General features: G+C 62.4%; 17 protein-coding genes. 3 read left to right on the top strand and 14 right to left on the bottom strand.

Annotated elements, in window-relative coordinates; translation table 11 throughout:
* Positions 1–180 precede the first annotated feature (180 nt).
* The 3 genes from GXB78_RS26510 (at position 181) to GXB78_RS26500 (ending at position 2,577) form a co-directional block, all read left to right on the top strand.
* Positions 181–405, top strand: coding sequence for a hypothetical protein (locus GXB78_RS26510; RefSeq protein WP_016773719.1), 225 nt, complete (start codon positions 181–183; stop codon positions 403–405).
* Positions 406–676: 271 nt separating this feature from the next.
* Positions 677–1,159, top strand: a complete 483-nt coding sequence (locus GXB78_RS26505; protein WP_024012180.1) for a hypothetical protein — start codon at positions 677–679, stop codon at positions 1,157–1,159.
* A gap of 146 nt (positions 1,160–1,305) precedes the next feature.
* Complete coding sequence (locus GXB78_RS26500; protein WP_329517644.1) at positions 1,306–2,577, top strand: OmpP1/FadL family transporter; 1,272 nt, start codon at positions 1,306–1,308, stop codon at positions 2,575–2,577.
* Positions 2,578–2,781: 204 nt separating this feature from the next.
* Here the strand turns inward: GXB78_RS26500 and GXB78_RS26495 are convergent, their stop codons facing one another.
* From GXB78_RS26495 to cobO, 14 genes are all read right to left on the bottom strand, one after another.
* Positions 2,782–3,342, bottom strand: a complete 561-nt coding sequence (locus GXB78_RS26495) for a glutathione peroxidase (RefSeq protein ID WP_329517643.1) — start codon at positions 3,340–3,342, stop codon at positions 2,782–2,784.
* 54 nt (positions 3,343–3,396) lie between these two features.
* A complete protein-coding gene (locus GXB78_RS26490; RefSeq protein WP_329517642.1) occupies positions 3,397–3,519 on the bottom strand; it encodes a hypothetical protein in 123 nt (40 codons plus the stop codon).
* Entirely contained in the window at positions 3,516–4,724 is a 1,209-nt protein-coding gene (locus tag GXB78_RS26485; RefSeq protein WP_329517641.1) for an MFS transporter, read from the bottom strand. The genes GXB78_RS26490 and GXB78_RS26485 overlap by 4 nt, the downstream gene beginning before the upstream one ends.
* Before the next feature lie 52 nt (positions 4,725–4,776).
* The gene (locus GXB78_RS26480) at positions 4,777–5,181 is read right to left on the bottom strand and encodes a MarR family winged helix-turn-helix transcriptional regulator (protein WP_329517640.1); all 405 of its coding nucleotides are present in this window, start codon (positions 5,179–5,181) and stop codon (positions 4,777–4,779) included.
* 201 nt (positions 5,182–5,382) lie between these two features.
* Positions 5,383–6,105 (bottom strand): adenosylcobinamide-GDP ribazoletransferase, encoded by a 723-nt coding sequence (locus GXB78_RS26475; RefSeq protein ID WP_329517639.1) that lies wholly within the window; start codon positions 6,103–6,105, stop codon positions 5,383–5,385.
* 1 nt (position 6,106) lies between these two features.
* Positions 6,107–6,682 carry an alpha-ribazole phosphatase family protein gene (cobC, locus tag GXB78_RS26470; protein WP_329517638.1) on the bottom strand — a complete coding sequence of 192 codons (576 nt, stop codon included), beginning with the start codon at positions 6,680–6,682 and terminating at the stop codon, positions 6,107–6,109.
* The gene (gene cobT / locus GXB78_RS26465) at positions 6,679–7,734 is read right to left on the bottom strand and encodes a nicotinate-nucleotide--dimethylbenzimidazole phosphoribosyltransferase (RefSeq protein ID WP_329517637.1); all 1,056 of its coding nucleotides are present in this window, start codon (positions 7,732–7,734) and stop codon (positions 6,679–6,681) included. The genes cobC and cobT overlap by 4 nt, the downstream gene beginning before the upstream one ends.
* Positions 7,731–8,252: a bifunctional adenosylcobinamide kinase/adenosylcobinamide-phosphate guanylyltransferase gene (cobU, locus tag GXB78_RS26460; protein ID WP_329517636.1), complete on the bottom strand. Its 522-nt coding sequence runs from the start codon at positions 8,250–8,252 to the stop codon at positions 7,731–7,733. Before cobU ends, cobT begins: the two co-directional genes overlap by 4 nt.
* Before the next feature lie 120 nt (positions 8,253–8,372).
* Positions 8,373–9,824: a cobyric acid synthase gene (locus tag GXB78_RS26455; RefSeq protein WP_329517635.1), complete on the bottom strand. Its 1,452-nt coding sequence runs from the start codon at positions 9,822–9,824 to the stop codon at positions 8,373–8,375.
* Entirely contained in the window at positions 9,821–10,813 is a 993-nt protein-coding gene (gene cobD, locus GXB78_RS26450; RefSeq protein ID WP_329517634.1) for a threonine-phosphate decarboxylase CobD, read from the bottom strand. The genes GXB78_RS26455 and cobD overlap by 4 nt, the downstream gene beginning before the upstream one ends.
* Positions 10,806–11,714 carry an adenosylcobinamide-phosphate synthase CbiB gene (gene cbiB, locus GXB78_RS26445; protein WP_329517633.1) on the bottom strand — a complete coding sequence of 303 codons (909 nt, stop codon included), beginning with the start codon at positions 11,712–11,714 and terminating at the stop codon, positions 10,806–10,808. Before cbiB ends, cobD begins: the two co-directional genes overlap by 8 nt.
* Complete coding sequence (gene bluB / locus GXB78_RS26440) at positions 11,711–12,361, bottom strand: 5,6-dimethylbenzimidazole synthase (protein WP_329517632.1); 651 nt, start codon at positions 12,359–12,361, stop codon at positions 11,711–11,713. Before bluB ends, cbiB begins: the two co-directional genes overlap by 4 nt.
* A complete protein-coding gene (locus tag GXB78_RS26435; RefSeq protein ID WP_329517631.1) occupies positions 12,358–13,758 on the bottom strand; it encodes a cobyrinate a,c-diamide synthase in 1,401 nt (466 codons plus the stop codon). Before GXB78_RS26435 ends, bluB begins: the two co-directional genes overlap by 4 nt.
* Positions 13,755–14,366: a cob(I)yrinic acid a,c-diamide adenosyltransferase gene (gene cobO / locus GXB78_RS26430; RefSeq protein ID WP_329517630.1), complete on the bottom strand. Its 612-nt coding sequence runs from the start codon at positions 14,364–14,366 to the stop codon at positions 13,755–13,757. Before cobO ends, GXB78_RS26435 begins: the two co-directional genes overlap by 4 nt.
* Positions 14,367–14,370: the final 4 nt, after the last annotated feature.

Raw genomic sequence — 14,370 nt, 5'->3', positions numbered from 1 at the left:
GTGATGCCTGTCCTCCTAAGTACCTACCTGCCAGCCCAAGCGCGCTCATTTATCAGCGCTTCAAACTGGCTGCTTTGTTCCAGTCGGGTTCTTCGTTCGATCAATGGTGATCAACGTTACTGGAACGTTTTAACGTTGCACGGTTCTTATCCGTGTCATTTGTAGGAACACCTAATAACTATGTCTACTCAAATCCAGACTCAGGATGCCATTCGCACCCTAACCAACGCTTTTGCTCCAATGAACTGCCTGATCATGGCCGCTCGCAAAGGCTGCTTCAGCTTCACCGTGGTCAATGAACACGGCATCGCTCGTCACAGCGAGCGTTTGTACCCCGATCAATACTCCAGCGCAGAACCGCTGCAGGCCGTGATCGAGCGTACCCGTCAGGCACTGGTTGCCTGAAAGCCGACCAGGCTGCAAAAGCAAAGCCCTGCTGAAAAGCGGGGCTTTTTATTGCCTGATATTTCACTGTTAGCGCTGCGCTGCTAAGCATGTTCCGATCTAACGCTCGGGATGCGATAGCGGAAATATTTTAAAAACAGGCCTTTACACGCTGAATATGACACTACACTTCAACTCAAGCGGTTTGACCCGCTTGCGGCGAGCCTGATTCGATCCACTGCTGCCAAAGCCCCTTCAGGACTCGCCCTCAACAACAAGAAACGAGGGTGTTATGGGTATCGCTGCCAGCGAACTGTGCCGCTATGTGATCCGCCCCACATTGATCTATCTGGGACGCCACTGCGCAACTGCCGAATCCCTGCTTCTGGGTATCGCCGCCAGCCAGTCCGCCCTCGGGTCTGCTCTGCATGACCGCCGTGGCCACGGCCTCTACCGGATCGCCGAACATCGGCATCAGGCGCTGTGGGATGATTATCTGGCGCTGGATCCGGAGCGCGCCAGCCTGGTGCGCGGCCTCGCCAGCCAGCATGCGTTCCTCAGTGGCCCGCACCTGGAACTGACCGTCAACCTGCGTTACGCCACTGCCATCGCCTGGCTGCTGGTGGAAGAACAGAACCCCACCCTCCCCGCTCCGACCGACCTGCTCGGCATGGCGCGCATCTGGCGGCAGACCTTTCAACCGCAAGGCCGTTTGCGCGACTTCACGTATGCCTGGCAAACCTGTGTTTCACCGCTGAATCAGGTCGCTTGCTGACCGTGCGGTTTCACAAGTTCTCGCATCAGGCCGCCATTCTGGTCGGATTGTCCTACAAAACCGCTCTAACTCAAGGCATACGGGCTATAGCGCTGGGACGAAAATGTTGGTAATTTTCGCCCCGGTGATCACCAGGAGTTCTAATAATGAAAAAAGTCATGCTCAAAACCACCCTTAGCCTCGCCGTTACCCTTGCCTCCACGCAGATCTTCGCGGCAGGTTTTGCCCTCAACGAACAAAGCATCAGTGGCATGGGGACTGGTTTTGCCGGGCGATCTTCTTCTGCCGACGACGCAAGCACTGTCTATGGCAACCCGGCCGGCATGGCGCGCATCAAGCGCGAGCAAGTCACCGGCGGCGTCGCCGTTGTCGATGCACACACCGATATCAGCAACGCCAGCTCCAGCCCTAACGGCGGTAGCAACAAAGGCGACATGGTGCCCTTCACCGCTGTTCCTATGGGCTTCTATGTAAAACCGATCGATGACCACTGGGCGTTCGGTCTCGGTGTGTATGTGCCGTTCGGTCTGATCACGGATTATGAAAACGGCTTCGCCGGCCGTTACTTCGGCAGCAAGTCCGAAGTGCAAGTCATCACCTTCCAGCCAACCGTCAGCTACGCCTTCAATGACAAGGTATCGATCGGTTTCGGCCCGACCATCAACCGCATCGACGGCTCGCTGGAATCCAATCTGTCCATCACCCAGGCGCTGCCGGACGGCAAGGTCAAGATCAAGGGTGACGACACCGCGCTGGGCTACAACGTCGGCTTGCTGGTCCAGGCCACCGACACCACCCGCCTGGGCCTGACCTATCACTCCAAGGTCGATTACAAACTCGAAGGCAACACCAAGGTCAACTACGGCGCACTGGCGCTCGTGGGCGTGGGCGCGAATCAGAAGTACGACGCTTCGCTGAAGATCACCACGCCGGAATCCGTGGACCTGTCGGTCACCCAGGCGATCAACGATCGCTGGAACGTCTACGCCGGTACCACCTGGACCCGCTGGAGCCAGCTGGACAAGATCACCGTGAAGAACTCCGGCGTGCAGCCTCTGCTGGCCGGTCAGTTCGGTTCGATCAACGAAGACCAGAACTGGCATGACTCCTGGGCCTACGCCGTGGGTACCTCGTACCAGTTGAACAAGGAATGGGTGCTGCGTACCGGTCTGACCTTCGACCAGTCGCCGACTAACAACGAAGACCGCTCGCCACGCATCCCGACTGGCGACCGCACCATCTTCAGCATCGGTGCCGGCTGGAGCCCGACCGACGACCTGACCATCGACGTGGCGTACTCGTACCTGAAAGAAGAGTCGGTCAAGATCCGCAACGAAAATGCTCGTGGCCAGACCTACGATGCCAAGTATGAAAACTCGGCAAACGGCTTCGGTGTCGGCGCGACTTACCGCTTCTGATGCACCTTGGCGAGGCGCAATCCTCGCCCACGAAAAAGCCCCGCTCTCTTTGCAGAGGCGGGGCTTTTTCATGTCTGGACATCGAACAAACCGGTAGGAGCTGACGAGTGCAACGAGGCTGCGATCTTTTCATCTTGAAATCCCAGGATCAAAAGATCGCAGCCTCGTTGCACTCGTCAGCTCCTACAGGGCCATCACAAGGCTTCAGGGCTTTAGCGGTTTCGAGGCAATTGCCTTTTCGATCGCCGCAATAAACTCCGGATCATCCGGTTTGGTCAAACTGGAAAAACTCGCCACGACCTTGCCCTGCCGGTCCACCACATACTTGTAGAAATTCCACTTCGGCGCATTGCTCTGCGCCGCCAGCACCTGGAACAGATGCGTGGCGTCATCACCACGAACCTTCTGCGGTTCGGTCATGTTGAACGTCACACCATAGTTGGCATAGCAGACCTTGGCGGTTTCCGCGCTGTCCTTGGACTCTTGCTTGAAGTCATTTGACGGCACGCCGAGCATTTCCAGCCCTTGCGCCTTGTAGCGTTTGTTCAACGCTTCAAGTCCTTCGAACTGCGGGGCGAAACCGCAGAAGCTGGCGGTATTGACCACCACCAGCGGCTTGTCGGCGTACTGCTTGCACAGATCGATGGATTCATTGGCGCGCAGCTTGGGCAGCGAGCCTTGCAGCAGCTCAGGACATTCAGTGGCCTGGGCCAGGCCAGTCAACGTCATCAGCAACGCGGGAACAGCACACCAGCGCATCAACATGTCGAACTTCCTTGGGCAGTCATCAGGTTTCGACGTTACTCGCCACGCTGCCATCTAGCAAATGCTCATGCCCAATTGCATCAGCGCCAGACCGCCGCGCTGCCAGCCCCACCACACCAGCGCCAGCAGCGCCGCAGCCAGTGCGACAATGGCCAATCGCGTGCAGATCCGGCTCATGCTGCGCTCGCCGCGGCTTGCAGGCGCGCGACTGGACGCTCGCGCACCGGCCAGTTCAACGCCGCCGCCAGCAGGCTCAAGAGAACTGCCACTTGCCAGATCAAGTCATAACTCCCGGTACGGTCATACACCACCCCGCCCAGCCAGCCGCCAAGAAACGAGCCGAGCTGATGGAACAGAAAGACGATGCCACCGAGCATGGACAAATTGCGCACGCCGAACAAGGTCGCCACCGTACCGTTGGTCAAGGGCACCGTCGACAGCCACAGGAAGCCCATGGCCATGCCGAACAGGTACGCCGACGTGGTCGTCACCGGCAACCACAGGAACAGCACGATCACCACCGCGCGCAGCAGATACAACGCCGTCAGCAGTCGCGGTTTGGACATGCGTCCACCAAGCCAGCCAGCGGTGTAAGTGCCGAAAATGTTGAACAGCCCGATCAATGCCAGCACCGTAGTGCCGACTGTCGCCGGCAGATGCTGATCGACCAGATACGCCGGCAGGTGCACGCCAATGAACACCACCTGGAAACCGCAGACGAAAAAGCCGAAGGCCAGCAGCCAGAACCCGGAATGCGAGCAGGCCTCGCGAAGTGCTTCGCCAAGGGATTGCTCGTGGCCGAGTACCGGTAGCGGTTTGTCCTTGAGCATGCTCACCAGCGGCACGATCATCGCCACCAACAGGCCCAGCACCAGCAATGCAGCCGACCAGCCAAGCCAGCCGATCAACCCGAGGGTGCCCGGCAACATGGCGAACTGCCCGAACGAACCGGCAGCGCTGGCAATGCCCATGCCCATGCTGCGTTTGTCGGCCGGCACGGCGCGACCGACCACGCCGAGGATCACCGAGAACGAGGTGCCGGACAAACCGATACCGATCAACAGACCAGCGCTCAGCGACAGGCTCAGAGGCGAATCAGCCAAGCCCATAAACACCAGCCCCAACGCGTACAGAACGCCGCCGACCAGCACCACTTTCGCCGCGCCGAAGCGGTCGGCCAGCGCACCAGTGAACGGTTGCGCCAGGCCCCAGATCAGGTTTTGCAGGGCGATGGCGAAAGCAAATACCTCGCGCCCCCAGCCAAACTGCGCGCTCATCGGCGACAGGAACAGGCCAAACCCGTGACGAACGCCCAATGACAACGCCAGGATCAGCGCACTCCCCAGCAACACCCAACCGCACGTCCGCCACATCGATGTCATTGTTATTCTCCAGTCGCGGGTATATACCCGCTTGAGCGCGAAAAACCCGGCGTCAGGCCAGTTCGTCGAGCAGTTTGAGCAAGATTTCGCGCTTCTCGGCACCGATGCGGTCGATCAGCCGCTGTTGCGCCGCCTCCCACGCTGGCAATGCCGCCGCCAAGCGCTGCACACCGGTTTCGGTGAGGCGCACGATGCGGTTGCGCATGTCTTCGCCTTCGGCCAGCGTCACCAGACGTTCGCCCTCCAGCACACGTAGATTGCGCCCGAGAGTGCTGCGATCCAGGCCCATGGCCTCGGCCAGTTCGGAAATGCTCGGTTGCTCCAGCCGCTGCAGATTGCACAGCAGAGAATACTGGGCAACGTTGATCCCGAAGCCATCGAGAGCGCCGTCGTAATGCCTGCTGACGCCACGCGCGGCGCGACGCAGGTTGGTGCACAAACACTGAGAAGGAAGCATGATGCGTGTATATACCCGCTAATGTGTTAAATCAAGTTACAGATTAATTTATTCCGGACATCATTGTTGCCGGTGAGGCCGCCATCGCTGGCAAGCCAGCTCCCACAGGTATTGGGAATGTTGCAAATTTCCCGTACGGCCACAGACCCCTGTGGGAGCTGGCTTGCCAGCGATAGGGCCGGTCAGGCCATCGCTAATCCTTCAGACCAGAACCAGCCCCACCAACAGCGCCATCTCCAGCAATTCCAGCATCGCCCCCGCCGTGTCCCCGGTAGTCCCACCCAACCGCCGCATCATCAGCCGCCGCAGCCAGACAAACCCGACCAGCGAAATCAGCACCGCGCCGATACCCGCGATAAACACGCCGCCCAGCGCACTCAGCCCCAGCACCCACCACCCCGCCTTACTTGGCAGATGATCGGCCAGTGCCTGGCCCAATCCACCCTTACGCACATACGGCGTGGTCAGAAACAATCCCAGCAGCGCCGCCCGCCCGAGCACCGGCACGATGATCAGCGCCAGGGCATGTCCCTGCTCGATAAGCGCCAGCAGCGCGGCAAATTTGAGCAACAACACCAACACCAGCGTGACCACCGCAATCGGACCGCTGCGTGGATCTTTCATGATCGTAAGCGTACGCTCGCGATCGCCGAAACCGCCGAGCCAGGCATCGGCGCTGTCGGCCAGGCCATCGAGATGCAGCGCGCCGCTGAGCAATACCCACACGCTGAGCACCAGCGCCGCATGCAACACCAGCGGCGCGCCGGCGAAAAGCAGATTCAACGCCCACAGGATCAGCCCGAACAACAATCCCACCAGCGGATAGAACAGCAACGAACGACCGAGCTGTTGCGGCTCGGGCATGCCTGGCAGACGAATCGGCAGGCTGCTGAGAAACTGCAAGGCGATCCACAGCGGCAACATGTCAGTGACCTTCCTTGAGCGCGCCATCAGCCTCGACCGTCAGCGCAAACAGCGCGCCGTGGCCGACTTCGACATTGAGCAACTGTTCGCGCGGCAGACCTCGAGCCTGCGCGAGCAACAACCGCATCACGCCGCCGTGGCTGACCAGCAGAATCCGTTCACCGGCGTAAGCCGCCTGTAACCGTCCGACCGCCGCCAGCACCCGCGCAGAAAACGCGCTGACCGGCTCACCGTGCGGCGGCGTGAAGCCATAGGGATCGGCCCAGAACAGCCCCAACGCTTCGGCATCCGTTTCCATCAACGCCGCGGCGCTCTGCCCTTCCCACGCGCCGAAATGCAGTTCCTGCAGGTCCTTGTCCAGATGTACGGACAGGTTCAATTGCTCGCCGAGTTCAGCAGCAAACCGCGCGCAGCGCTGCAATGGCGAGCTGACAATGCGATCCCAAGGCCCGCCTTCGACCACCGCCGCACGCATCTGCACCCAGCCGTTTTCGGTCAGTGCGTCGTCGAGGCTGCCGCGCAAGCCACCACCCAGTTCCGTCTCGCCGTGGCGCAGCAGGTCCAGGCGCAGGCTCATGCCGGGCGATCCGCCACGGCCGCTTCGGCGAACGTCGCCATTTGCCCGTGCAGGTCACAGGCCAGGCGCAACAATGGCACCGCCAACGCCGCGCCGCTGCCCTCGCCCAGGCGCAGGCCGAGTTCCAGCAATGGCTCGGCGCTCAGGGTTTCCAGGACATGGCGATGGCCCGGCTCGGCGCCGCGATGGCCGAACAACAGCCACTCGCGACACGCCGGATTCAAGCGCACCGCGACCAGCGCCGCGACCGTGCAGATAAAACCGTCGACCAGCACCGCGATGCCTTCCTGCGCGCAGGCCAGATAGGCGCCGACCAACGCGGCAATCTCGAAGCCGCCGAGATTGAACAGCGTCTGCAAGGCATCGCCGCGCTGCGCGGCATGCAGCGCCAGCGCGCGCTCGATAACTTGCGCCTTGTGGCTGACGCCAGCGGCATTCAGTCCGGTGCCGGGACCGGTCAGGTGCGCCACCGGGCAGTCGAGCAAGGCGCAGGCCAGCGCACTCGCCGCCGTGGTGTTGCCGATGCCCATCTCGCCACCGATGAACAACCGCGCCCCGGCGGCTTTCGCGCGCAACACGCTGTCGCGACCCGCCTGCAAGGCCAGTTCGCCCTGAGCCTGAGTCATCGCTGCGCCCGCCACGAAATTCGCCGTGCCCGGGCCAATGTTCATATGGCGCACGCCGGGCAGATTCAGCGTCGGATTCACTGTGCCCAGATCGATCACTTCCAGTTGCGCGCCGAGCTGACGCGCCAGCACGCTGATCGCCGCGCCACCGCTGACGAAATTGAGCAGCATCTGCCCGGTGACTTCCTGCGGATAAGCCGAAACACCCTCCGCCACCACACCATGATCGCCAGCGAAAATCGCGATCCAGATTTGATCGAGCGTTGGTTTTAGCTGCCCTTGCAGACCGGCCAGTCTCACGGCCACCGATTCAAGACGCCCGAGCGAACCGGCCGGTTTGGTCAATTGCTGCTGGCGCTCGGTCGCTTGCGCAACGATGTCGGCATTCACGGCTTGGCACGGGTTCAGCCACCAGGTCGGGCTCATAAGGCAGGTCCTTTCAAAGTCAGGGGCAGGCCGGCAACAGTCAGCACCACTCGCTGACAACGCTCGGCCAGAGCTTGATGCAGCCAACCGGCTTCATCGACGTAGCGGCGAGTCAATTCGCCCAGCGGCACGACACCCATTCCGGTCTCGTTGCTGACAAAAATGATTTCACCCGGCAGCACGGCCAGGCAGTCAAGCAGCGCTTCACGCTCGGCGGCGAGACGTTCGGCGTCGTCGAGCATCAGCAGATTGGTCAGCCACAGGGTCAGGCAATCAACCAGCAGGCAGCGCTCGGCGTCGGCGGATTCGCGCAGCACGCGGGCCAGTTCCAGCGGTTCTTCGATCAACGCCCATTCGGCCGGACGACGCGCGCGGTGATGGGCGACGCGTTGGTTCATTTCGCCGTCGAGCGGCTGGCTGGTGGCAATGTAGGTCACGGCGAGATGGCTGTCGCTGGCGAGTTTCTCTGCCAGACGACTCTTGCCGGAACGGGCGCCGCCGAGGATCAGTTGGAGCATGGGTTCATCCAAAAATGTGTGGTGAGACAACCGGCCCCTTCGCGAGCAGGCTCGCTACCACCGTTGATCGCGTCTCCGTGTGGGAGCGAGCCTGCTCGCGAAGAGGCCAGTCCAGACAACTCAAATCCCACAGAGCTGACGCAACAGCCCGGTATCCAGATGCTTTTCCACCAGATCCGCCAACCGCTCGATATCGCGTTCGCGCAAGCCGTGGTAATCGACTTCTTGCACGTCACTCAAGCCGGCCCAGCGCAGCAACGCCGCACTCGCCTCAGGCGGTTCGAACAAGCCATGCAGATAGGTGCCGAACACTTGACCATCGGCACTTTGCGCACCATCGCAACGGCCGTCGTCCAGATGCACCGCCGGGTTTTCCAGCGCCGGCCCGGTAGTCACGCCAGCATGGATTTCATAACCGCTGACGTCGGCGTTTTCCAGCGCCAGCCGCCCGCGCACGTTGCGCAGTTGCTTCTCGGCTTCGAGCTGGGTTTCGAACGCCAGCAGACCCAGACCGGCGCTGGAGCCGGCAACGCCTTCCAGCCCGAGCGGGTCGTGCACCTGTTCACCGAGCATCTGCAGACCGCCGCAAATCCCCAGCACCTTGCCGCCGTAGCGCAGATGCCGATTGATCGCCGTGTCCCAACCGTTGGCGCGCAGATAAACCAGATCACTGCGCACGCTTTTCGAGCCCGGCAGGATGATCAGGTCGGCGGCGGGAATCGCCTGTCCCGGGCCGACGAATTGCAGATCGACCTGCGGGTGCAGACGCAGCGGGTCGAAGTCGGTGTGATTGCTGATGCGCGGCAGCACCGGCACCACCACTTTCAACACCTGCTCGGCCTTGTCGGTTTGGCGTTGGTCGATGCCGTCCTCGGCCTCAAGGTGCAGGTCCATGACGTAGGGCAACACGCCGACCACCGGTTTGCCGGTGCGCTGTTCGAGCCAGTCGAGGCCCGGTTGCAGCAAGGCGATGTCGCCGCGAAAGCGGTTGATGATGAAGCCTTTGACCCGCGCCTGTTCGCTCGGCGAAAGCAATTCCAGCGTGCCGACCAAATGCGCAAATACGCCGCCGCGATTGATGTCGGCGATCAGTAAAACCGGGCAATCCACTGCCTCGGCAAAGCCCATGTTGGCAATGTCGCCGGCGCGCAGATTGATCTCCGCTGGGGAACCGGCGCCTTCGACCATCACCAGCGGATACGTTGCGCAGAGCCGCGCGTGGGAAGCGAGCACCGCTTGCATCGCGATGGCTTTGTAATCGTGATAGGCAACGGCGTTCATCGTCGTCACCGCGCGGCCATGAATGATCACCTGTGCGCCGGTGTCGCTGTTGGGCTTGAGCAGCACCGGGTTCATATCGGTGTGCGGTTCGAGAAAGGCCGCTTGCGCCTGCACCGCTTGGGCACGGCCGATTTCGCCGCCGTCAGCGGTGACTGCGCTGTTGAGCGCCATGTTCTGCGGCTTGAACGGCACCACCGCAATGCCCTGGCGGGTGGCCCAGCGGCACAACGCCGTCACCAAGGTGCTTTTGCCAGCATCGGACGTGGTGCCTTGCACCATCAGAGTGGTCATGGGTGGTCCTTGGCGAAAGCTTGCAAAGCCTGTTCGAGACGCAGCTCTTGCGCGGCATCCGCTGGCAGGCCGAAACGCACACTGCTGTTGTGGCTGAACAGGCGCAGGAGAATGCCGCGCCGGGCGAGGAATTCGTGCAGCGCTTCGGCGTGGTCGGTGATCAGCCACTGGAATAGCGCGCAGCCACCCTGCGGTGCAAAACCGCAACGGGTCAGCATGGCCGCCAGGCGCTCGCTCGCTTCGTCGCTGCGAATCCGTTGACGGGTATGGCCCTCGCTGTCTTGCAGGCACGCCGTACCGAGCACTCGAGTCGGCCCGCTCACGGCCCACGGCCCGACCTGTTCGGCGAGCAGTTTGAGCAACTTGCGCTCGGCCAGCACAAAGCCGAGGCGCACCCCGGCCAGGCCGAAAAACTTGCCGAACGAACGCAACACCACCAGCCCGACCTGATGCGCATACGGCGCCAGGCTCAGTTGCGGGGTGTTGTCCATAAACGCTTCGTCGACCACCAGCCAGCCGCCGCGTTGCGCCAGCCGCGCATGCCAGTCGAGCAGGCGCACCGGGGTCAGGCTCAGGCCGGTCGGATTGTTCGGATTGACCACCACCAGCACATCGAGACTGTCGAGAAAGAATTCGACTTCCTGCTCGAGCACTTCACGGACGATGTAACCGCTGCGCCGCCAGGCTTCGGCATGCTCGGCATAGCACGGCGACAACACACCGACCTTGCCGGCCCGGCGCAAACGCGGCAACAACTGGATGGCCATTTGCGAACCGGCCACCGGCAGCACCTGCGCGGCGCCGTAATAATCGCAGGCCGCCTGTTCCAGACCGTCATCGGTTTCCGGCAGGCGTGCCCAGGCGCGCAGCGGAATTTCCGGAATCGGGAACGGCCACGGCGCGAGGCCGCTGGACAGGTCGAGCCAGTCAGCCTCGGCAATCCCGTAATCGAGTGCAGCCTTGCGCAGCCGGCCACCGTGCTCAAGCATAAAATTCCGCCCCCAGGCAAAGCATCAGCAGCCACAACCATACGCCGCGCTGGACCAATTGCCAGCCACGGTCGATGGAATCGGCATCGGCCGGCGCGCCCTCGCCCAGTTGCGGGCGCTCATGCAGTTCGCCGTGATAGATCGCCGGCCCACCCAACTCGACGCCCAGCGCACCGGCACCGGCCGCCATCACCGGGCCGGCGTTGGGGCTGTCCCACTGGGCCGCCTGGGTGCGCCAACACTTCAGCGCGAGCCGGGTTTTGCCGAGCAGCGCGTAGGTCAATGCCACCAGACGCGCAGGAATGTAGTTCAACACGTCGTCGATTTTCGCCGCTGCCCAGCCGAAACGTTCGAAGCGTTCGTTGCGATAACCCCACATCGCATCCAGCGTATTGCTCAAGCGATAGAGGACCACGCCCGGGGCACCGGCGACGACAAACCAGAACAGCGCAGCGAACACCGCATCGCTGCCGTTTTCCAGCACTGACTCAGTGGCCGCACGGGCTACGGCAGTGCTGTCGAGCTCATCGGTCTGGCGGCTGACCAGATAGCCGACGCGCTTGCGCGCCTCGTCCAGGTCATCGGCGCGCAACGCCGCCGCGACCGGCGCGACATGCTCGCCGAGGCTGCGCATGCCGAGGGCGCAATACAACGCGAGAATCTCGACGATCCAGCCTACGTAGGGCGCCCAGGAAAATGCCGTGGCGAGCAAGGTCAGCGGCAGCACCGCGAGCACCCAAGCGGTCACACCATGGCTGCGCCAGCCACGACCGCCGGCGTTGAAGCGTTGCTCGATGCGCCCGGCAAAATTGCCGAACGCCACCAGCGGATGCCAGCGTTTCGGTTCACCGAGCAGCGCATCCAGCGCCACCGCAGCGACACTCAGCAACGCCACACTCATTGACTCACTCCCCAATAATTTTCATACAGCAACTCGGTCAGCGGCCGCGCTTGCGCCCAGCCTTCGAGCACCAGCATCGGCGCTGGATAGAATTCCTTGACCGGCCCCAGACACAACACCGCCAGCGGCTTGGCACCGGCCGGCAACTTGAGCAAATCCGCCAGGGCCTGCGGCTCGAACAGCGAGACCCAGCCCATGCCCAGGCCTTCGGCACGGGACGCCAGCCACAGATTCTGGATCGCGCAGGACAACGAGGCCATGTCCATTTCCGGCAACGTGCGCCGACCGAAGATGTGTTTTTCGCGATCGTCCATCAGCGCCGCGACCAGCACTTCGGCGCAGTCGTTGATGCCTTCGACCTTGAGCTGCATGAACTCATCGCTGCGCTCGCCGAGGGCTTCGGCGGTGCGGATGCGTTCTTCTTCGACAAGATCGCGGATCTGCCCGCGCAAAACGCGATCGCTGATGCGGATGAAGCGCCAGGGCTGCATCAGGCCGACACTTGGCGCTTGATGGGCGGCTTCCAATAAACGTCGCAGCAGCTGCGGCTCGACGCTGCCGCCAGTGAAGTGGCGCATGTCGCGGCGCTCGGCGATGGCCTTGTAAACCGCTGCGCGTTCGGCTTCGGAGAATGTGTTGTCGGTCATGGCCCTTTCGCGAGCAGGCTCGCTCCCACAGGGGATCTCATTTCTTCAGGAAGCTCACCATTCAATGTGGGAGCGAGCCTGCTCGCGAAGGCGACCTCACGATCTGGCGCAAACAATGCGGCCATCGCAGTCGGATTCGACGGAAAATAAAAGTGCACATAAGAAGCCGTCATCCGCCCTTCCCGGTAAACCGCCTCGGCGCCACGCCCGCCATTAGGGCTCAAGCCCCGGGCAATCGGCGTCAGCTCGGTTGTGGTCAGCGAATGATGATACGTGTGCCCACGCAAAGAACCTTCCGGTAGCTCGACCGCTTGCAACGCCAACGCCGCGAGACGCTTCTGCATCACCGCATCGCCCTTGAGCAACCCGACCAATTCCGCGCGAGTGCCTTCGACATCAGTCAGCGAATCAAGCAGATAAAGCATCCCGCCACATTCAGCGAGCAACGGCTTGCCCGCCGCATGGTGCGCACGGATCGCTGCAAGCATCGAGGAATTTTGCGCCAGCGCGACGTGATGCAACTCCGGATAACCGCCCGGCAGATACAGGCTGTCCGCCTCGGGCAATTGCGTGTCGCGGATCGGCGAGAAGAACTGCAGCTCGGCGCCCATCGCCCGCAGCAGATCGAGGCTGGCGCCATAGGTGAAGGCGAACGCTTCATCGCGGGCAACGGCGATGCGCACACCTTTTAATAGAGGCTCGGCTTCGATGATGTCAGGCGCGGCGAATTCTACGGCTGGCGGCAGCGCGACTTCGCAACTGCTGGCCAGCGCATCGGCGGCCGCGTCGAGGCGCAGGTCCAGATCATACAATTCGCTGGCCTGGACCAGACCGAGGTGGCGGCTCGGCAATTCGATGCCGGTCTCGCGGGACAGCGCGCCGTACCAGCGCAAACCTTCGGTGAGGCTGCCTTCGAGCAATTGTGCGTGGCGCAAGGTGCCGACGCGGTTGGCCAGCACGCCAGCGAATGGCAAGTCCGGCTGATACTTCGCCAGGCCCAGCGCCAAGGCGCCAAAGGTCTGCGCCATGGCGGTGCCGTCGATCACGCCGAGCACCGGCACACCGAAGTGGCGCGCCAGGTCAGCGCTGGATGGCGTGCCGTCGAACAGGCCCATCACGCCTTCGATCAGAATCAGATCGGCCTCGGCAGCTGCTTCCCACAACAGCCGGCGACTTTCCTGCTCGCCGACCATCCACATGTCCAATTGATAGACCGGCGCACCGCTGGCGCGCTCGAGAATCATCGGGTCGAGAAAGTCCGGACCGCATTTGAACACGCGGACCTTGCGCCCCTGATTGCGATGCAAACGGGCGAGCGCCGCAGTAACGGTGGTCTTGCCCTGACCGGAGGCCGGCGCGGCGATGAGCACCGCCGGGCAGTGGCGTGGTTGCTTCAAAGTTCGACGCCTTTCTGCGCTTTGATCCCGGCCTGGAAGGCGTGCTTGAGCATGCCCATTTCGGTGACCGTGTCGCCCATTTCGATCATTTCCGGCTTGGCGCCGCGACCAGTGACGATCACATGCTGCATCGGCGGGCGCGCCTGCAAATCGCTGAGCACCTGATCGAGATCGAGGTAGCCGTGCTTGAGGGCGATGTTCAACTCATCGAGCACCACCAGCCCAATCGCCGGGTCGCGCAGCAGTTCGCGGGATACTTCCCAGGCGGCGGTCGCAGCGGCGATGTCGCGCTGACGGTCCTGGGTTTCCCAAGTGAAGCCCTCGCCCATGACGTGGAAACGCACCTGCTCGGGGAAGCGGCGGAAAAACAATTCTTCGCCAGTGCTGTTGCGGCCCTTGATGAACTGCACCACGCCACACTGCATGCCGTGGCCCATGGCACGGGCGAGCATGCCGAACGCCGAGCTGCTCTTGCCTTTGCCATTGCCGGTCAGCACCAGCACCAGGCCGCACTCGTCGGGCGAGTTGGCGATGCGTTCGTCGATCACGGCTTTCTTGCGCTGCATGCGCGCCAGATGGCGTTCGTCGCGCTCGGGGGAATCAGTCATGGGG

Source organism: Pseudomonas moraviensis subsp. stanleyae (assembly GCF_036283065.1).
GTDB lineage: Bacteria > Pseudomonadota > Gammaproteobacteria > Pseudomonadales > Pseudomonadaceae > Aquipseudomonas > Aquipseudomonas stanleyae.
This window is presented reverse-complemented; position numbering and strand designations above follow the sequence as displayed.